At 40.0% G+C, this 19,462-nt stretch carries 23 protein-coding genes; 17 read left to right on the top strand and 6 right to left on the bottom strand.

Features of this window, described 5'->3' with window-relative positions; translation table 11 throughout:
• Positions 1-150: 150 nt before the first annotated feature.
• Positions 151-495 carry a helix-turn-helix domain-containing protein gene (locus M3234_RS23800; RefSeq protein ID WP_262307102.1) on the bottom strand — a complete coding sequence of 115 codons (345 nt, stop codon included), beginning with the start codon at positions 493-495 and terminating at the stop codon, positions 151-153.
• A gap of 269 nt (positions 496-764) precedes the next feature.
• On the opposite strand from M3234_RS23800, the gene M3234_RS23795 reads away from it, so the two are divergent.
• The 5 genes from M3234_RS23795 to M3234_RS29765 all read left to right on the top strand — a co-directional run bounded on the left by M3234_RS23795 (position 765) and on the right by M3234_RS29765 (position 4,207).
• On the top strand, positions 765-1,325 hold the full coding sequence (locus M3234_RS23795; RefSeq protein ID WP_262307101.1) for a hypothetical protein: 561 nt from the start codon (positions 765-767) through the stop codon (positions 1,323-1,325).
• Between the two features lie 31 nt (positions 1,326-1,356).
• Entirely contained in the window at positions 1,357-1,932 is a 576-nt protein-coding gene (sipW, locus tag M3234_RS23790; protein WP_262307100.1) for a signal peptidase I SipW, read from the top strand.
• A gap of 104 nt (positions 1,933-2,036) precedes the next feature.
• Entirely contained in the window at positions 2,037-3,026 is a 990-nt protein-coding gene (locus tag M3234_RS23785; RefSeq protein WP_262307099.1) for a CalY family protein, read from the top strand.
• A gap of 101 nt (positions 3,027-3,127) precedes the next feature.
• A complete protein-coding gene (locus M3234_RS23780; protein WP_262307098.1) occupies positions 3,128-3,757 on the top strand; it encodes a TasA family protein in 630 nt (209 codons plus the stop codon).
• A 360-nt stretch (positions 3,758-4,117) separates the two neighbouring features.
• Complete coding sequence (locus M3234_RS29765) at positions 4,118-4,207, top strand: DUF2535 family protein (protein WP_396953987.1); 90 nt, start codon at positions 4,118-4,120, stop codon at positions 4,205-4,207.
• Positions 4,208-4,389: 182 nt separating this feature from the next.
• On the opposite strand, the gene M3234_RS23775 is transcribed toward M3234_RS29765, so the two are convergent.
• Positions 4,390-5,316 carry an IS3 family transposase gene (locus M3234_RS23775; RefSeq protein WP_262307108.1) on the bottom strand — a complete coding sequence of 309 codons (927 nt, stop codon included), beginning with the start codon at positions 5,314-5,316 and terminating at the stop codon, positions 4,390-4,392.
• Positions 5,277-5,954: a transposase gene (locus M3234_RS23770; RefSeq protein ID WP_262307097.1), complete on the bottom strand. Its 678-nt coding sequence runs from the start codon at positions 5,952-5,954 to the stop codon at positions 5,277-5,279. The genes M3234_RS23775 and M3234_RS23770 overlap by 40 nt, the downstream gene beginning before the upstream one ends.
• Before the next feature lie 172 nt (positions 5,955-6,126).
• On the opposite strand from M3234_RS23770, the gene M3234_RS23765 reads away from it, so the two are divergent.
• Positions 6,127-6,969, top strand: coding sequence for a DegV family protein (locus M3234_RS23765; RefSeq protein WP_066313258.1), 843 nt, complete (start codon positions 6,127-6,129; stop codon positions 6,967-6,969).
• A 35-nt stretch (positions 6,970-7,004) separates the two neighbouring features.
• Here M3234_RS23765 and M3234_RS23760 read toward each other — a convergent pair whose 3' ends face one another.
• Positions 7,005-7,895, bottom strand: coding sequence for an MBL fold metallo-hydrolase (locus M3234_RS23760; protein ID WP_262307096.1), 891 nt, complete (start codon positions 7,893-7,895; stop codon positions 7,005-7,007).
• 181 nt (positions 7,896-8,076) lie between these two features.
• Between M3234_RS23760 and M3234_RS23755 the strand changes: the two genes are divergently transcribed.
• The 6 genes from M3234_RS23755 to msrB all read left to right on the top strand — a co-directional run bounded on the left by M3234_RS23755 (position 8,077) and on the right by msrB (position 12,929).
• The gene (locus M3234_RS23755) at positions 8,077-8,673 is read left to right on the top strand and encodes an SCO family protein (protein WP_285858646.1); all 597 of its coding nucleotides are present in this window, start codon (positions 8,077-8,079) and stop codon (positions 8,671-8,673) included.
• A 432-nt stretch (positions 8,674-9,105) separates the two neighbouring features.
• The gene (locus tag M3234_RS23750) at positions 9,106-9,930 is read left to right on the top strand and encodes an SGNH/GDSL hydrolase family protein (RefSeq protein ID WP_262307094.1); all 825 of its coding nucleotides are present in this window, start codon (positions 9,106-9,108) and stop codon (positions 9,928-9,930) included.
• Positions 9,931-9,936: 6 nt separating this feature from the next.
• On the top strand, positions 9,937-10,515 hold the full coding sequence (locus M3234_RS23745) for a YpmS family protein (protein ID WP_262307093.1): 579 nt from the start codon (positions 9,937-9,939) through the stop codon (positions 10,513-10,515).
• A gap of 253 nt (positions 10,516-10,768) precedes the next feature.
• Positions 10,769-11,830: a ribosome small subunit-dependent GTPase A gene (rsgA, locus tag M3234_RS23740; RefSeq protein ID WP_262307092.1), complete on the top strand. Its 1,062-nt coding sequence runs from the start codon at positions 10,769-10,771 to the stop codon at positions 11,828-11,830.
• 176 nt (positions 11,831-12,006) lie between these two features.
• On the top strand, positions 12,007-12,492 hold the full coding sequence (gene msrA, locus M3234_RS23735) for a peptide-methionine (S)-S-oxide reductase MsrA (RefSeq protein ID WP_285858649.1): 486 nt from the start codon (positions 12,007-12,009) through the stop codon (positions 12,490-12,492).
• Positions 12,492-12,929, top strand: a complete 438-nt coding sequence (msrB, locus tag M3234_RS23730) for a peptide-methionine (R)-S-oxide reductase MsrB (protein WP_262307090.1) — start codon at positions 12,492-12,494, stop codon at positions 12,927-12,929. Before msrA ends, msrB begins: the two co-directional genes overlap by 1 nt.
• Positions 12,930-12,950: 21 nt before the next feature.
• Here the strand turns inward: msrB and M3234_RS23725 are convergent, their stop codons facing one another.
• A complete protein-coding gene (locus M3234_RS23725) occupies positions 12,951-13,544 on the bottom strand; it encodes a DUF502 domain-containing protein (protein ID WP_262307089.1) in 594 nt (197 codons plus the stop codon).
• A gap of 117 nt (positions 13,545-13,661) precedes the next feature.
• On the opposite strand from M3234_RS23725, the gene yjcZ reads away from it, so the two are divergent.
• On the top strand, positions 13,662-13,838 hold the full coding sequence (gene yjcZ / locus M3234_RS23720; protein WP_262307088.1) for a sporulation protein YjcZ: 177 nt from the start codon (positions 13,662-13,664) through the stop codon (positions 13,836-13,838).
• A gap of 47 nt (positions 13,839-13,885) precedes the next feature.
• On the opposite strand, the gene M3234_RS23715 is transcribed toward yjcZ, so the two are convergent.
• Complete coding sequence (locus tag M3234_RS23715) at positions 13,886-15,247, bottom strand: TrkH family potassium uptake protein (protein ID WP_262307087.1); 1,362 nt, start codon at positions 15,245-15,247, stop codon at positions 13,886-13,888.
• A 166-nt stretch (positions 15,248-15,413) separates the two neighbouring features.
• Here M3234_RS23715 and M3234_RS23710 point away from each other — a divergent pair, with 166 nt between their 5' ends.
• From M3234_RS23710 to M3234_RS23695, 4 genes are read left to right on the top strand one after another with little or no spacing between them, the layout of a single operon-like run.
• Entirely contained in the window at positions 15,414-16,754 is a 1,341-nt protein-coding gene (locus M3234_RS23710) for an aspartate aminotransferase family protein (RefSeq protein ID WP_262307107.1), read from the top strand.
• A gap of 59 nt (positions 16,755-16,813) precedes the next feature.
• Positions 16,814-17,464, top strand: coding sequence for a CoA transferase subunit A (locus M3234_RS23705; RefSeq protein ID WP_396953989.1), 651 nt, complete (start codon positions 16,814-16,816; stop codon positions 17,462-17,464).
• Positions 17,449-18,114 (top strand): 3-oxoacid CoA-transferase subunit B, encoded by a 666-nt coding sequence (locus M3234_RS23700; RefSeq protein ID WP_262307086.1) that lies wholly within the window; start codon positions 17,449-17,451, stop codon positions 18,112-18,114. The genes M3234_RS23705 and M3234_RS23700 overlap by 16 nt, the downstream gene beginning before the upstream one ends.
• A gap of 30 nt (positions 18,115-18,144) precedes the next feature.
• Positions 18,145-19,413, top strand: coding sequence for a peptidase (locus M3234_RS23695; RefSeq protein WP_262307085.1), 1,269 nt, complete (start codon positions 18,145-18,147; stop codon positions 19,411-19,413).
• Positions 19,414-19,462 lie beyond the last annotated feature (49 nt).

The raw sequence follows: 19,462 nt of genomic DNA, 5'->3' as shown, positions 1-19,462 counted from the left end.
CTCAAACGCCACAATTAACTCATGTTTTTCCTGTGCTGAGTAAACTCTTTTTGCCATAGAAAAAGCCCCCTAATAAAGTAAACAGATTTTTATTATTTCATCTGTCTACCTTATAGGGAGCATATCACCATAAGGAATCGGGGGTATTTTTTATTTATCCTGTTTTTTCATCCATTCTTGAAATCTCAAGAAATTTAAATATTCCCTAAAATCCTCCTTTTCAAGTCCAGCCTCAATTGCATTGTGGATTAATCTCTTCCATTCATCCTCCAATTTCATTTCCTGGCTATCATTAGCGGGAGGATTACCTAGTAAGTATTCGATAGTAGTTTCTAAAGGAATCGATACCTTTATTAGAAATTGGAGTGAAGGATTACTTTGTATTTCTCGTTCAATTTGGCTTAAATACGATATGGATACATCCGCCCTCTTAGCCAGCTCAGAGATTGAAAATCCCTTCTCCTGCCGCAATCGTTTAATGCGTTTCCCGATCATCACCTTCAACTCCCTAATAAAAAGAAACAAATTATGGTATACATTATAAAGAACAAGTCGTTTTTAATAAAATACAAAAAATTAAGAAAACGGTAGAAATCAGGAGAAAATAGAATGAGTTTGTTCTTTATTGAGAAAATACGCCTATTTTTGGACTTTTTCATGTTCGTTATTATGAAGTATACTCAAATTGTTAGTTCTTGAAATAGAACAAAAGGTATTAGAATAACCATGCCTTCATAACAAGGAACGGATGAGGGAGTGAGATTATGAACTTCTACACTAGTAGAAAGTCAAGATTTAGGTCGGAAAAGTTAAAAAGGAAAAAGCTGAGTTTGTTAATTATGATTAATGTTTTTTTAGCATATTTAATTCTGCTAAGTTTTAGCACGATTACATCTGATACATACTCATATTTCATCCAGAGTACAGAGTACTCGGGGAAAATCACTAATTCAGAAAGCTTTTGCAAGGATAACGAATACAAAAAAACTCATCGAGAATTATGTAACGATAATTCAGAGATAGGTAATAATGAACAAATTGAACAAGATAGCGGTGGACGTGGTGATGGTGATACCCCAGGACACCAAGATAAATATTGCCCTGAAGGAAACTGTAATGATCATAATAATGGAAATGGAAGTGAGAAAAAGGAAGGCAAAGAAAAGGGAAATGCCGATGGAATTGGAAACACTGAAGAAAGCAACAACAATGAACAATCAAAAAGCGCATTAGAATTCCCTTCTACCCAAGTGGAAAAATCAGAGGAAAAGAATCCAATAAAAGAACAAGTAATAGAAAATAGTCAAAATACTGAAAGACCATAAAGGAAAAAATGCCAAATTTGAGGTGAAAAATATGAAAATTGTTTTAAAAATTGTAAGTGGCTTTATTACTACATTGTTAGTTTTGCTGTTGTTAATTTCCCTTTATATAATGATTAGCTCAAGAATAACAGGCGGTCAACCATCCATAATGGGAAATCAATTAATGTTAGTGCTGTCCGGATCTATGGAGCCAAAAATAGAAACTGGTTCAGTCGTTGGAATTAAGCCAGTTGAGGATAAGACTAATCTAAAGGTAGGAGACATAATTACATTTTACTCACCTCTTCATAAAGATAATAGAATTATCACTCATAGAATAGTTGAAATTAAAGGGTCAGGTGAATTTACCGAATTTATTACTAAGGGCGATAACAATCAGGCTAATGATCCTATGCCTATTCCGCTTGAAAAAGTAATAGGCAAATTCTCTGGTATCCAAATCCCTTACGCTGGATATATTCTAGAATTTCTTCAATCTAAAAAGGGTATTGCAGTAAGCCTTATTTTTCCAGGGCTATTATTAATAATATATAACTCCTTTGTATTATGGAAGATATTCCGTTCATGGGATCCATCGCAAAAGGCTGCTAACAATCAATCGGCATAATTTTAAAGACTTGATTCAATGGTCCTAATCTTGAATAAGTTATAAACCTATTCAAGGTTGACATAATTAATTACATACCCAAAAAGGGTGAGGAGGAAAAGAAAATGAGTTTAAAGAAAAAAGCGGCACTAAGTATGACTTCTATCGCAGTTGGCGCGATGGCAGTGATGGGAGGGACATTTGCGTATTTTAGCGATAGTACCCAAGCTAAAAGTAAATTTACTAACGGTACAATTGTTCTTAATCCCAAAGAACCATACCTTGAGAATTTTAACATTAGCGGCTGGAAACCTGGTGACAAGTTAATAGCTAATAATGACAATCAAGAACCTGCAATGGTGTTAAACAACCAAGGAACACTTCCGATGAATGTATTTATGAAACTTGATCTTGAAGAACTTAATAAAACTAAAAACTCCATCATTGTTAAAGAACTCAAGTTTGGTGATGTAGATTTACTCGCAAAATGGGGTTTATCGGGTGAAGTAACACTAGCACAACTTGGAGCAGCAACACAAAATCAAGATACTAAAGTAAATGGAAATACAGTAAGTGATGTCGGTCAATACATTGGTTACTTAAATGCTCAAGAAGACGGCAAGTGGGATCATATCAAATCTCTTAAATATACACTTGAATTCAAAGATACCGGAGCTCCTCAAAATGAATTACAGGGTGAAATAACAGATTTGTTATTTAAATTTACAGGCTTACAATATGATGGCATTACTTATGATTATCAGAACCTAAGTAACTATAGCACTGAAGGTGGCGGAACATACTACAACACTAACAATGTCAACACGCGTCCGGGTCAAACAGATCCTACCCCTCCTCCAGTTCCAGCTCCGGAAATCACACTAAGTAAGGCTGAAATAACTAATCAGCAGTGGACAAAGAGAACTGTTAATTTCTTTTGGACCGAGTGGGATGTAACTGCTACTGCAACCTTTACATTTAGTGATGGTTCAACTTTAACTGATACTAAGAAATTAACGGACGTAAACCCTAATAAAGACCATAACGTGAAATTTAGTGTAGAAAAAGATGGAAAAACTTACGAGAAAAACCTTGTAGTCAAGAAGAAAAATTAGAAACAAAAGATAGAGTTGGGAAGATGAGAATTATCATCTTCCCTAGTGAAATAAAACTAAAACAGCCGAGGGAGGCTTTTTAGGAAGTGAGGAGACAGTAGATGAAAAAAAATATTTTTGTTTTTTATAAATTTTGTGGTATTATAGCCTCCCTCTCTCTAGTTTTCCTTTTTCTAACACCAAATTACATACAAGCGACCAACGCTAATTCAGTAATAGATATTGCGACCACTCCAGAAAAGATATTTATTGACTTAACTAATTTGAAGCCGGGGGATAAGGTTGTAAGAAATATTATAGTTCAAAACAAGGGTAAACAAGATTTTAATTATATTATGTCTAAAAGATTCTTAAATGGTTCTGATATTTTTTATAATGAGCTTTTATTTTTAATTTTAGATAATAATAAGGTTATTTATGATGGTAAGCTCAAGGATTTCAATAAGATTGACCCAAGATTAATTAAAATGGGTGATTCTGAACAATTAATATTTAAAGTAGAAGTTCCTAAAGAACTAGGAAATGAATACCAGGGGCTTAATTGCGAAGTTGAATTTAAATTTTATGCAGAAGGAACATTAGGCGGTGTTCTCCCCGCCGACGGCCCAAAACTTCCAGTAACAGGTACAAATATGTTTAACATTTTAGTAGTTGGTGCAGTTCTTCTATTGATGGGGTCAATCCTTCAATTTATAATGAAAAAAAAACGTAAAATTGAAAAACAAGTTTAAAATGGCCTTGATTTTATTTTAGAAAATCAAGGTTTATTTTTAAAGAAAATTAGTACATATTAGTAAGTCAGTAATAATTAATGTTAAAATATTAGGAGTTGTCCTTCATGTACAAGAAATTCTTCCAAAGTTGTCATAACTAATCCTACAGTAGCTTTGCGGATGGAACTTTGATTTGTACTACCCACAGAGATGATTTGGCTAAAGTTAAAGTACCAAACTCTAGAAACGCAAAAAGTAACATAAATCAGCAATTTTTTATTATTAAAAAAACTTAACTCCACCAAAAAAGGTTTTTCCATATGTATTTAAGTCATTTGACTAACAAAACAGGCTTATCATACTTCGGCTTGTTTTTTTGTGCTTATTTTAAGTGATCTTGGACAGAAGGTGAAAGTTATTAAAATTCCAGTATTGGAGAAAGGCAACCCATATCATTTTATGATCTGAGTTCGTTTTACAGGCCTTTAATTAGAAAAGCCCTGGAAAAGTGTTATTCCTTTATAGAGTAATTGAAAATACTGGCTGGATTATGAACAAACTGCTATTTGAATAGGATGAATTAAAACAAAATGCTTAACGGAATCGAAGTGAACTGCACCCTGTCAAGTAGACAGTATAAAAAAATAAAATCAGGCAATTGCCTTAGTTCGATATTCTATCGGGCTAAGGCCATTAAATTTAGCTTGTAAACGGTCCTGGTTATAAAATTGAATGTAGTTTTTTATATCCTTTTGAAGTTCCTTAAAGGATTGATAATGATGAAGATAATATCTTTCTACCTTCAAAGTCCCCCAGAATGATTCCATACATCCATTATCAATACATTTTCCTACCCTAGACATACTTTGGGTAAGATGATTCTTTTCGACTATTCTTTTAAATCCATTGGATGTATATTGAAATCCACGGTCGCTATGAATTAAACGTTTATTATCATGTAAAGGATTCTTCGGTAAAGCGTCTTTTATGGTCTTAAAGACTAGCTGATTATCATTTCGATGTCCTATTACGAATGATACGATTGAGTTATCATACAGGTCTAAAACAGCACTTAAATATGCTTTTTGACCATCACCGTATTTTAATTCTGTTATATCAGTGACCCATTTTTCATTGGGGTGTGCTGCTGTAAATTCTCGGTTCAAAATGTTCTCTGCTACATTATTGTCGGAAGGGCGATGATCCCATTTCTTTTTCCTGCGTATCTTCGCTTGTAACCCCACCAATTGCATTAAGCGATGAATTCTTTTGGCATTATACTGTTTACCCAATGCGCGGTTGAGATTCATCGTTATACGGCGATAACCATAAATGCCATCAACTTTTTCGTATAGAGCTTTGATCTCCTTTAACAATTCGCGATTTTCACGTTCCTGATCCGTTTCCTTCCGATTGAGCCACTTATAATATGAAGATCGATTGGTTTTACTTATGGTACAAAGAAGCTGAATAGGATAATTCTTTTTTTCATTCAATTCGCGTATAGCACAATAAGCTACTTCATTCCGAACCTTGCTTAGTACCGCCTTCTTTCGATTTCCTCTAACTTTTTTAATAAAGCATTTTCTACTTCTAATCGGTAATTTTTCGCCTCTAATTCCTTAACCGTTATTCTTAATTTTTCTTGTTCTGTCATTTCCTCTACAGGTTTCTTTCTTCCACGGTGGTCCCGGAGGGACTCTGGTCCATCTGCTTCATATTTTTTGGTCCAGGAGTATATTTGCTGGTAGCTAATTTGATATTTTTCCATGACGGCCGAATAATCATGGCCATTCTTTATACAGAAATGAACTGCTTCAACTTTTTCTTCAAAAGATAATTTTCTGGAATTAATCATAAGAGATTTCCCCCGATGCGTTTGTCTAGTCTCCTTATGATTATTATAGTTCTTTATCCAGACATTAAGGGCTCCCCTGCTTACCCCGTATTTTCTGCAGATTTCCAGCTTTGAATATGTTCCCGATAAATAGTCTTGAATGGCACTTAATCTTAATTCTTTTGAATACTCTTTCCACCCATGTGATTCCTCTAAACCTTCAATACCATATAATTCATATTTGTCCCTCCAACTCCTAAGTGTGAAAGAGGAAATCTTATATTCCTTTGTTAACTGGCTGGGGCTCACTTCCCCCTCAATGTATTTCATTAATATTTGATATTTTTCCTCAGAAGAATACTTACTTCTTTTTGACATAAAAAATCCCCCTAAAGTTATGACAGATTTTTGTTTTTTCATCTGTCCACTTTAAGGGGAGCATATCAAAGTACAAGTTGCATGTGCTTTTTTATTTTTACAAATAATGATTTTGTTTCAAACGGCGGCTAAAACTTGTATAATACAAGCAGTAATGTAAGGATGTGAACAAATGAGCAAAGTAAAAATTGTAACCGATTCAACGATGGACATGCCAATGGAAATGATTGAGGAATTAGGGATAACAGTCGTACCGTTGGCCATTACCATAAATGGAGAAACCTATTTGGATCGGGTGAATCTAGAACCAGTTGAATTTATTGAAATGATGGGCAGCTCAAAAGAATTGCCGAAAAGCTCACAGCCATCGGCAGGAGCATTCCTGGAAGTATATGATCAACTCGGCCAGGAAGGCTATGAGGTTTTATCCATACATATGACTGGCAAGATGAGTGGCACCGTTCGGTCAGCGGAAAGTGCCGCACAAATGACCCAAGCGAAAGTAACCGTGATTGATTCGAAGTTCATTTCAAAAGCATTGGCTTTCCAGGTAAAAGAGGCTGCGGAAATGGCAAATCAAGGAAAAAGCTTGGAGGAAATTCTAGACCGTCTTGACATAGTAAGAAACAATACAAAGCTTTATATAATGGTAGATACGCTGGAAAATATGGTTAAAGGCGGCCGGATTGGAAAGGGAAAAGCATTAATAGGGTCATTACTAAATATTAAGCCAATCGCCTCTTTAGAGGGTGCGGAATATAATCCAGTTGCAAAAGTTCGCAGTCATTCCCAGGTCGTTAAGTTTATGGCCAAGCAGTTTGCCGAGGACGTGAAAGACAAGACAATCCGTGGTGTTGGCATTGCCCATGCCGAGGCACAAGAACTCTCACAAAAAATAAAAGACAGTATTTATGAATTAACTGGTTTTCAGAACGTGGAAATTGATTATACAGGTCCAACTGTCAGTACCCATACAGGACCTGGAGCGCTGGCGTTAATGTATTACTTTGAATAAAAATGTGAAGGATGGAGCCCCCCGCTGGCCCCATCCTACTTTGCCTTTTCTAGTTCTTTGGTTGTATCGGTAATCGTATAACCTAGCCGATGCAAATGCTTCCGAATTCCGCTACGTTCCCAAGTTGTCATGATTGGGTTCACCAACGCAGTTTTCGGATAAAAAATCCCGATTTTGGTCAGTTCTTCAAAATTTAGGCCCTGGCGGATATATCTATCAATTGTTTGGTCCCTCCGATCAATGATCGCAAGGAATGTTTCCATTGCTTCACGAAACTCTCGTTTGGAGAAGGTTCCTTTTTGATGGCCTGTAATATAAGTGTCAGCATCAAGGCTTAACAGCCGTTTCCCTGAGGCAATAAAGTCCTCAATATTACCATCTGTTCCGTTATACCATGGACCAAATGAGGTCATATCATAATCGCCCGCAAACACGACACCCAATTCGGGGAAATACGGGCAAGATAGTCCCGCTGTGTGTCCAGGTGTATGTAAAAACATGACTTTTACATCACCAAAGGTATACTCCGTTTCATATTCATAGGAACCGGAAATCTCATCAAGACTGTCTATCCATTCCCGAGGTAACGAATTTTTCCACACTTCCATACCTTGTTGGCCCCATTCTTGATAAACACCATTTGCTTTAGCGATTCCCTCAACAGTTCGGGTGGTTTTGAATTCAATCGGATTGAGGAGCTTCGTAGTATCCTTAAATAGATGGTTATGCCGGGTATGGTCCGGGTGATAATGAGTATTTATGATTAGTTCAACACCGTAGTCGTCACTAATGTCCAGTAATGAATTGACATCTGCACCAGTATCGATTAGCACCTTTTCTCCACAATCAATGTATAAACTACGGGAAAAGGGAACCTTGCTGTTATTTGGCCCTTCGACAATGACAATCGGCCCTAATCTATTCATGTCATACACCTCTCAAGTAATATCCCTTATCATTTCAAGTTTTCTCCAAAATGAGTGAGCACTCATTCATAATACCATATATTTCGGGTCCATGAAATATTTTAATGATCCCGGTTCTTTAGCCCTTTTTCTTTCATCCTTGACCAATCTTTGTTACACTAGACACGAATGTTGGCTAAGTATGTGGTTAAAGGGTGATTTTGTGAGACGAGGCTATGTAGTTATTTTATTATTATTTACTTTATTAGTTGCGGGGTGTGGCCAGAAAGAGATTAAGAATGCGGTGAATTGGCCAGTAGATGATTTTTCAGCGACTACCCAAGATAATAAATCAGTAGCACTTAAGGATTTAAAGGGGAAGATTTGGATATCTGACTTTATTTTTACAAGCTGTGCAGATGTATGTCCGCCAATGACAGCAAACATGGCGAAGCTGCAGAAAATGGTCAAGGATGAAGAGCTTGAAAATGTAGAGTTTGTTTCGTTTACTGTCGACCCGACAGTTGATACACCGGAGCGCTTGAAAGAGTATGCGGGGAATTTTGGTGCGGATTTTTCGAACTGGTCATTGCTGACAGGGTATTCTCAAGAATTCATTGAAGGGTACGCAAGAAAAACCTTTAAAACAATTGTTAAAAAGCCGGAAAACGAGAGTCAGGTCATTCATCAAACGTATGTTTACTTGGTTGACCAGGATGGTAACATCAAAAAAACATATGACTTGTTTAAGAACGTCCCATATGAAGAAATCATTCATGATATTAAAGCACTACAATAGACCATTTATACGGTCTATTTTTTTTTGAATGGTAAAGGGGCGGAGCGTCGCACGAGCGCATCAGATTAGATAAGTCGAAAAAAGGGTATATATTTTATGGTTTGAATTCAGTTTAGCCTAGCTTTGCTCACACCGCCTTATTGGCAATGTGTGGTTCTTTGTGAAATTTTCCATATATAAATAGAGGTATGTAACGTCATATCGATTTTGCAGGAATAGGATTTAGTATAGATTTTTTTGAATCGCTCCTGGCATGTTATAATAAAGTGAAACTTCAATCAGTGGGGGTTTTTTTCATCCCCCACTGATTGTTAGTTGAACCAATCGGACATTTACGGGCAGTTACTCTCCAGCTATATTTCTTCGATTTATCTTATTCTTACTGCCCGTTAATGTGGGATAAAAATAGTTTAGAAGGCAGGTGAATATTGGATGAAAAAGTTAATACCCCTTCTAATTCTCTCGACATTTTTCTTGGTCTCCTGCAGTGAACCGGATTCTTGGGCATTACATCAAGTGAAGAGTGCTGCCGTTCCCGTTTTTGAACCAGTACCCGCGGATTTTATTCCTCGAAAATTAACGGTTTTATCAACGGGCGATTCCTTAACTCAGGGTATTGGTGACAGCACAGGTCATGGAGGTTATTTACCTTATTTAAAAACAATGCTTGAACAAGAAAAGGGAATCAAGGAAGTTGATTTTTATAATTACGGTGTGAAGGGAAACCGCACAACCCAGTTACTCAAGCGCCTGCAAACCCAAGAAATGAAGACACTCCTAAAACAATCGGATTTGGTAATTCTTACGATTGGCGGTAACGATATTATGAAGGTTGTCAAAGACAATTTTGCCAATTTGGAAATCCCAGTATTCATGAACGAAAAGGAAGTTTATCGAAACCATCTGACAGATATTTTTGAAACCATAGTCCAAGAAAATCCAAATGCTTCTATTGTTTTGGTGGGACTTTATAATCCCTTTTCAAAATGGTTCTCGAATATAAGAGAAATGGATCAAATCGTTTCTGAATGGAATAAGGCCGGTCAAGGCGTAGTCGCTAATTATCCCAATGCCTATTTTGTCGGAATCGAGGATTTATTTTTAAATCACGATGAAAATCTCCTATATACCGATAATTTTCATCCCAATGATAAGGGCTATGAATACATTGCCCAGCGGTTGAATGAAGTAATGGATGCGCAAGTATTACCTGATTTAGACAAAAAGTCGTTTATGGTCAGTACAGAGGAGAATTAGAGGTCAATGAAAAATAAATGGAAACTTGGATTCCTGATTTTGCTTGGAATCAACTTGTTGATAGCCATAATCATTTCTTCAATGATTTTGGCCCCCGGAGAGGATAAACAAAACAAAAGTACCAAACCGCGTACAGGCGAGTATGTTTCCTTCCATGTGAATTCCAATAAGTATGATTTAAATCGCTTGATCAATCATTATTTACAGGAGGAAACCGGTGATGCACAAATCAAATACAGGGTCTTATTGGGAGAAGAGGTCGAATTGTACGGAAAGATACCGGTCTTCAGTGAGGAGGTTAATCTTAAATTAACCTTTGAACCAGAAGCGCTAAACAACGGCGACTTGGTGTTAAAGCAGAAGTCGATGTCAATTGGAAGCCTGCCGCTGCCAATCTCCTATGTTTTAAAATTTATCGGTGATAACTATAAGCTTCCAAAAGGTGTCGACATCATGCCGAATGATAAACAAATTTATGTTCATATGGGGCAGTTAAAGCTAAAAAGCGATATGAAAATTAAGGTGGACCAATTCGATCTCAAAAAGGACCAGATTGGCTTTACTATTTTGGTTCCGGTAAACTAGGCAAACAATTTTATTGTTTACATTTTTTAGATGGCATCATATAATAATTACAAATATGGGTGAAAGTGGGTGGCGTGCAATGTTAATTGAAATGATGTTAATTGTTTCCGAGTTGAATACTGTTTGCACAGCCCATCGAGGCTCCATTTAGGGGAGTTCTATCCATTTTTTATTCCTTTACGGCAATGAATTGGAACCATGGGCTGTGTCTGCCTATGGTTTTTTATTTTAATAATTGCGGGAGGAATAACCATTGAATTTATTAACAATTGGTTTAACTGTTAAGATTAAAACAGATTTTGAAACCTTGAAGACCGAAGAAAGCATAATAATTGGCCGAGTGGCACTGGAGCATAAACGAATGTACCGGATTTGGACAGAGCAGGGGGAACTGCTTGGCGAGATATCCGGAAAATTCAGCTTCCAGGCGCAAGGCAGAGATGACTTTCCTGCTGTAGGTGACTGGGTAATGGTGAAACCGAGGATCGCTGAAGGAAAAGGTACCATTACGGCCGTATTGCCTAGGCAAAGCAAGTTTTCAAGAAAAATGGCGGGAAATACGACGGAAGAACAAATTGTTGCGGCAAATGTCGATACCGTCTTTTTGGTCAACTCTTTAAATGAGGATTTAAATTTACGCCGAATCGAGCGCTACCTTTTGTTGGCATGGGAAAGCGGTGCCAACCCGGTGATTGTATTAAGCAAGGCTGATTTATGTCCCAATATATTGGGAAAAATAGCAGAAGTAGAAACGGTAACTTTTGGCAGCGTACCGATCGTGCCAGTTAGCGCGGAACATGGCGAGGGGCTTGAAGGTTTGGAACCTTATCTGCAGCCTGGGAAAACAGTTGCCTTACTGGGTTCCTCAGGGGTTGGGAAGTCAACTTTAACGAACTGTTTGCTGGGGCAAAAAAAGCAATTGGTACAGGAAATTCGCCAATCCGATGATAAGGGCCGCCATACGACAACACACCGGGAAATGATTATGCTCTCTAACGGCAGTATTTTAATCGATACGCCAGGGATGCGTGAACTTCAGTTATGGGAAAGTCCAGATGGGCTGTCAGAAACTTTTTCAGAAATTGAGGAATTGGCATCATTGTGCAAATATCGTGACTGTGGGCATCATGATGAACCGGGATGCGCGGTTATAGGGGCAATTAGAGAAGGACAGCTTTCTCCCGAGCGACTGACCAGCTACCATAAGCTCCAAAAGGAACTGGCATATCTTGAGCGAAAAGCCGATAAACGGGCGCAGACTGAAGAGAAACGGCGCTGGAAAAGTATTACCAAGCAGGTCAGGTCGAAAAAGTAAGATATCGATTGAAGCTGAACCATCCGGTTCGGCTTTTTCTATGGTTTCAAACCGAAAATTTTCTTTTTGCAGCCCCATTTTGTATACTCATATTAATAAGATTCTAATATAAGCGGGGTGGAAATGTGAAAAAATCGAACCAACTGGCGACGTTTGCCGGCGGCTGTTTCTGGTGTATGGTGAAGCCGTTCGATGAACAGCCTGGAATTATCAGTGTTGTCTCCGGCTATACCGGCGGAACAGTAGAAAACCCAACCTATCAGCAAGTTTGTACGGACACCACCGGGCATTATGAAGCAGTGCAAATTACCTTTGACCCGGAAGTTTTTCCTTATGAAAAACTGCTTGAATTATTTTGGCAGCAAATTGACCCGACAGACCAGGGCGGCCAATTTTATGACCGAGGCCAGTCCTATCAAACCGCTATTTTTTACCATAATGACGAACAAAAACGATTGGCCGAAGAATCTAGAGAATTGCTGGCAGCTAGCGGCCGGTTTAACAAGCCCGTTGTGACGCCAATACTGCCTGCCAAAACGTTTTATCCGGCAGAAGAGTATCATCAGCATTACTATAAGAAAAATCCGGCCCACTATGAACGATACCGTATTGGTTCCGGCCGTGCCGGGTTTATTCAACAGCACTGGGGGGAGCAGAAATAATGAAAAGAGATGTAGAGCAGTTAAAAAAAGAACTGACACCAATGCAATTTGAAGTAACGCAAAATAATGGCACGGAGCCGCCGTTTCGCAATGAATATTGGAATGAGACCCGTGATGGCATCTATGTAGACATAGTCTCAGGTAAGCCATTGTTCAGTTCGCTCGATAAATTTGATGCTGGCTGCGGCTGGCCGAGCTTCACCAAGCCAATTGAAGACGCTGAGATATTGGAAAAATCCGATTTCAGCCATTTCATGGTTCGTACCGAAGTGAGAAGCAAATCAGCCGATTCCCATTTGGGTCACGTTTTTGAAGATGGCCCCGAGCCGACAGGACTGCGATATTGTATCAACTCCGCAGCATTACGATTCATCCCAAAGGAAGATCTTGAAAAAGAAGGATACGGGGAATATGTAAAACTGTTTGATCAAAAATAAAAAAGCCGCGTAATTGCGGCTTTAACTTTTTTCCTTCTGCTTTCCACTCGATGTCATCCCGCCCGATAGGATGAATTTCATCGCATCTTCAGGCTTTACATCAATAATTTCCACTTGCTCTTTCTGAATCAGAAAGGTGAATCCTGCCACCTGAAAGGTTTGCGGGACATAAACCGCAACATGGTCCTTTAATGGGCTATAAAATTCCTCCAGCGCCTCTGAGGTAATAAAGCCGACGCTGCGCATTTCAGTCCCCGGAATCACCACCAAAGCAACCTTCGAAAAAGATTTCTTCTCCCCCAGAAAGGATTGGATCGTGTCTTTTATGACAGAATAAATCGTTTTGACCACAGGGATTTTATCCAGTAGCCGGTCAATCAATTTAATCATTTTTCCGGTCAAGTATTTGGTAGACAGCCAGCCTAATAGTGTAATCAAAATGAAAGTGGTTAACAGGCCAATCCCCGGGATGTAATCTTCCCTTAAATAAGGCCGTAATGAATCACCCAAAATTCCGTCCAGAAATAAAAATGTTTTATAAATTACGTAGATGACCAGTATGATGGGAACAATGGTCAAAATCCCGTTAATAAAGCTTTTAATGATTGATTTCATTTTTTCTCCACCGCCAGTTTTATCATTGTCTTTCATAATATAGGCGTATGCACATACAGGTCAAGTACCTACTACATAAAGTAACCATGAACAGAAACAAAGGAGGAGTGACTGCAAATGTATGGTGGATATGGATACGGTTATGATGGTTGCTGCGGCGGCGGCTACCCGGCAGGTGGTTTCGGGTACGGCGGTGGCTTTGGCGGCGGATTCGGATTTGGATTTGGCGGGTTTGCGCTGATTGTTGTCCTGTTTATTCTTCTCATCATTATCGGTGCAAGCTGGGTAGTTTAAAAATGAAAACGGCTGACTCTGTGATGAGTCGGCCGTTTTTCATGCTCTTATCCGATAATGACTTTTTCCTTAGGATAATGGAAGGTTTCCTTTCTGCCTTTTCCTCGCATCATTAGCAGGCACGTCACAATTCCGACCCGGCCAATAAACATTAAAATGATCAACAGGACTTTGCCGAAGGTTGACAATCTCGGAGTCAAACCGAGTGAGAGTCCGTTGGTTCCGAAAGCGGAAGAGACTTCATAAATAATTTCGATGATGGTGCCCTTTTCAGTAATGGACAAGATGACAATCGAGAATAGACACAAAATCAGCGCAGACGTCAAAACGATGAATGATTTTAACACATCATCTTGATTCAGTTCACGTTTGAAAATTTTGATGGAACCTTTTCCTTGCGCATAAAAAATGATGGCCAAAATAATAATCGCAAATGTGGTCGTACGAATTCCACCACTTGCACTGCTCGGTGAACCGCCAATGAACATGAGCATCGACATAAACAGTTGATTGCTGATGGTAAATTCGTTCATATCTGTTGTCGCTAGTCCGGCACTTTTGGTTGTGACTGAATGGAAAAAGGCATAAAAGAATGATTCATGCCAATTCTTATCCGCAAAAAAGTGGTCGATATCCAACAAATAAATGAATAACGCCCCAAGAACAGTCAGAATGACAAAGGTTAAAGTGGTTAGTTTAGTAAACAGGGTAAAATGGAACTTTTTCTTATTTTTCAAGGTGAGAAAAAATTCATATACTTCTACGATCACCGGAAACCCGATTGCTCCGATAATAATCAATGACATAACGATAAATTGGACAAAGTAGTCGTTCTCGAATGGCACCAGTGATTCGCCGGTAATGTCAAAACCGGCATTTGTTGTGGCGCTGATGGAGGCAAAAAATCCATGTTTAAAAGCAGTTGAAAAGCTCTCGTAATACTTATAAAAATGGAGCCCCAAGATAATGCCGCCAATGATTTCAATTGAAGTAATAATGATGAAAATCCGCTTTGCCATTTGTACGAGGCCGGCGAGATTTGACTGATTATTGTCAATCATAATCAGCTGACGTTCCTTTAAGCCGACTTTTTTCCCTACCATAACCCATAGAAACGTACTTAACGACATAACCCCAAGCCCGCCCAATTGCAGCATGACGCAAAGTAGGAAAATTCCGAAGTTATTAAAGGTATCCTTAAGTGAGATAGCACTCAGGCCGGTTACGCTGATGGCGCTTGCCGCTGTAAACATAGCATCAATAAAGCTAAGCTTCACATTCGGTTGAAGAGCAATTGGCAGTTTGATCAGCAAGGTAGAAATAATGAGGGCAGACAAATAAAAAATAATAATTAATTGGAATGCAGACATTTCCTTTGATTTAGCTTGTAGTTTTCCTTTTGAGTTCATCCCATTCAGTCCTCTATCTAATCTAACTGCTATTCTATAACACACCATGAAAAAAGTAAAAGATTGGTTGAGGTTAAAACGATGAAAGAAACTCAACCATCAATCATACAATTTTAATAAGGAACAATTGGACGATGCAATTTTTAAAAAGGAAGTGGGATATGCGGTGAATCAATCGTATTTAATCAAACCGATGCTTAATGAAGCCTACCCTATTATCGACTATGGAAAAGGAGTCTTTTTGTACGATATCGATGGAAAAAAATACTTGGATGCCGCTTCCGGTGCTGTCACCGCGAATATTGGACATGGAGTGCAAGAGATTATTGAGGCAATGACTGAACAGGCCAAAAAAGTATCATTCGTTTATCGTTCTCAGTTTACAAGTGAGGCGGCAGAAAAATTGGCTAAAAAAATCGCCAGCCTGGCCCCAGGGGATCTGAATTGGAGCTTTTTCGTCAACAGCGGATCTGAAGCGACGGAAACGGCGATGAAAATGGCAATTCAATACTGGCAGGAACAGGGGATTTACACGAAGACAAAGGTATTGTCTAGATGGGTAAGCTATCACGGGATTACTTTGGGAGCGCTTTCAATGTCAGGGCATACCGGCAGAAGGGCAAGGTTTGTACCGCTCTTGGAGGATTTTCCGGTAATCAACCCGCCCTACTGCTACCGTTGTCCATATAGCTTAGAGGCCCCGTCCTGCAACCATTTATGTGCAAGAGAGCTGGAAACGGCAATCAAACGGATCGGTTCAGATAACATAGCAGCCTTTATTGCCGAACCGGTAGTTGGTGCTGCAGGTGCTGCCATTACGCCGCCAAAGGATTATTTTAAGATTATTAAAAAAATCTGTGATGATCATAGTATTCTCTTTATTGCCGATGAGGTGATGACAGGTTCCGGTAGGACTGGGACAATACTTGCCTGTGAGCATTGGGAGGTTGTCCCTGACATAGTCACACTTGGTAAAGGCATGGGTGCCGGTTATGCCCCAATTGCTGCTGCAGTGGCTAGTGAAAAGGTGATGAAGCCGATTCTAGCCGGGTCAAAATCGGTCATGAGCGGGCACACCTTGAGTGCGAATCCCCAGTCTTGTGCGGTTTCTTTGGCGGTGATCGAATATATCGAAAAACACAAGATTATGAGAAAAGTAGAAGAAAAAGGTGAGTATTTAAGAAAACGGCTTGAAAAATTAATGGACCAATTCTCATTTGTCGGTGATGTCCGCGGCAAGGGGCTGCTGCTAGGGATTGAATTTGTTATCGACCGAAAAACTAAAGCTCCTTTTCCTCGTACCGCATTAATTACCCAAAAGATGATTGAGCTTGCCAAGGAAAAAGGACTAATTGTCTACCCGGCCGGTGCCGGAATTGATGGGGTTAACGGGGATGCCATCATTATTTCGCCACCGTTAACGATTACTGAACAGGAAATGGATGAATTAATTGATTTACTAGCAGAAACATTTGCCGCCTTTTCAAAGCAAATACAAATCGATTGATGGCTGGTGATAGCAAAGTGGAAAATAAGTTTGGAAAAATTACGACGTTAGAAAAGGTAATGGAGTATTTCAAAGATGGGATGACCTTAATGTTTGGCGGCTTTGGCGGTGTCGGTACACCACCGTCGCTAATCGATGGCATTCTAGAAAAAGGGGTCAGTAATTTGACATTGATTGGCAATGATACAGGGTTTCCGCATATTGGCATAGGTAAATTGGTGAGTCAAGGGCGGGCCTCCAAAGTCATAGCCTCCCATATTGGCTCCAACCCCTTTGCCGGCCAGTTCATGCATGAAGGGAAACTTGAGGTGGAGTTTTCACCTCAAGGCATTTTGGCTGAAAGAATCCGTGCAGGCGGTGTCGGCCTTCCGGCAATTTTATCGGATATTGGGATGGATAACGAAATTGTCGCAAAGGGCAAACCGCGCCTTTGTCTTAATGGCAGGGATTATCTTGTGGAGTCCGCCCTAACAGCAGAAGTGTCGATCGTTTATGCCAAAAAGGCAGATGAGTACGGAAATTTGATTTATGACAAAAGTGCTCGTAATACCAATCCGCTCGTCGCGATGGCCGGAGATATCACAATTGCGGAAGTCGAGGAAATTATCTCGCTAGGAAGTTTGGATCCGGAAGAAATCATCACACCAGGTGTATTCGTCGATTATGTGATTCCTTCCAAGGGGGTAAATTGGACATGGGCATGGGAATAGATATCAGGAATCGACTGGCACGAAGAGCTGCAGAGGAAATCCAATCTTGTATGGTAGTCAACCTTGGAATCGGCATCCCATCTCTTGTTCCCAATCATTTGCCGGCCGATATAAATGTCATGTTTCATGCTGAGAATGGGATTACCGGGATGGGGCCCAGTCCTGCTAGAGGAGACGAGGATGAAAACCTCTGCAATGCCGGCGGATTTCCTGTAACTTTAAAAACGGGGGGTTCGTATTGTGACAGTGCCGTTTCGTTTGCGATGATTCGCAGGGGCCGAGTGGATATCACCATTTTGGGGTCGCTTCAGGTCAGTGAGCGCGGCGATTTGGCAAACTGGATTGTACCAGGGAAGAAAGTGCCAGGCATGGGTGGAGCAATGGAACTTGCCCAAAAGGCCAAAAAGGTTATCGTGTTGATGAATCATTGTGACAAGGCTGGCAACTCCAAGATTTTACGTGAATGTACCATGCCGTTAACTTCAATAGCTTGTGTCGATCTTATCATTACAGAGTTGGCCGTCTTTCAGGTAACCAATGAAGGACTCGTGCTCACAGAAATTTTTGCACCCTATGATGTTGCAGATATAGCCAATAAAACAGAATGTGAATTTATCATTAGTCAAAAAGTAAGGAAGATTCCATATTGATCATTGCAATTTTGTGAAGGAGTGGTGCAATTGACAACCCATGAAATAAACGTCAAAAGCTGGTTGAAGGAGAATCGTGCAAGGGGAGCCAGGCTTCTGCAATTGCTTGTCAGAGAAAATAGTACCAGGGGGCAGGAAAGTAGTGCGCAAGCCATTCTGATTGAAAAATGCCGCCAGCTCGGATTGGCGGTGGATTTATGGGAGCTTGACAGGGAGGAACTGGCCGGCCACCCGGCCTTCTGCTGTGATCGTCAAAACTTTGCCGGAAACCCTAACTTAGTGGCTGTACTAAAAGGGTCCGGCGGCGGTAAATCGATTATCTTAAATGGCCACATAGATGTTGTCCCAGTCGGCGATGAAACGAGTTGGGAACTTGATCCTTTTAGCGGGCATATTGAATCTGGAAAGCTGTATGGCCGAGGGGCAACCGATATGAAGGGCGGAACCGTTTCTTTGTTATTGGCGCTTGAATCGATTATCGCCTCTGGAATCAAGCTAAAAGGTGATGTGATTTTTCAAAGCGTAATCGAAGAAGAAAGCGGCGGTGCCGGTACGTTGGCTGCAGTCCTTCGGGGATATCAAGCCGATGGCGCTATCATTCCCGAACCGACGAACATGAAAATTTTTCCGAAACAGCAGGGATCAATGTGGTTTCGAATCATAGTGACCGGCAAGGCTGCGCACGGCGGCACCAGATATGAAGGGGTTAGCGCAATTGAAAAATCAATGACAGTGATTCAAAGTTTACAAAAGTTAGAGAAAGATAGAAATGCGGAAATTACCGATCCTCTTTATGAAAAAACCCCTATTCCAATTCCAATCAACATTGGGAAAATTTCCAGCGGCCAGTGGCCGTCATCGGTCCCAGACACCGCAATCATCGAAGGTCGAATGGGTGTGGCACCCGAGGAGACCATTCAAAATGCTCAACATGAAATGGAACGGTCTCTGGAAGGTTTAAAGCTTGAGGATGAATGGTTTGAAGCCAATCCTGTGAAGCTGGAGTGGTTCGGAGCCCAGTGGCTGCCTGGCAGCTTGGCAACTGATCACCTGTTAATTACTCAGCTTCGTGAAAGTTTCACAGAAATCAAGGGTAGGTCGCCGGTCATCGAAGCAAGTCCATGGGGAACAGATGGCGGTATCCTTTCCAATGTAGGCGGTACCCCGGTTATAGTGTTTGGGCCGGGAACGACTGAAATGGCCCATGACGCGAACGAATATATTATTCTGGAAGAAATGTTCGCTGCCAGTGAAATCATTGCCCTGACTCTATTAAAATGGTGTGAAATAGCCCAATAGACTGATTTTTATCCTATTTGGAAGGAAACGGACCGCACGAAAGCGAATA

Origin of the sequence: Neobacillus niacini, assembly GCF_023715785.1 — a bacterium.
Lineage (GTDB): Bacteria > Bacillota > Bacilli > Bacillales > Cytobacillaceae > Neobacillus > Neobacillus niacini_E.
Note: the sequence above shows the minus strand (reverse complement) of the source record. Positions and strands in the feature narration are given on the sequence as shown.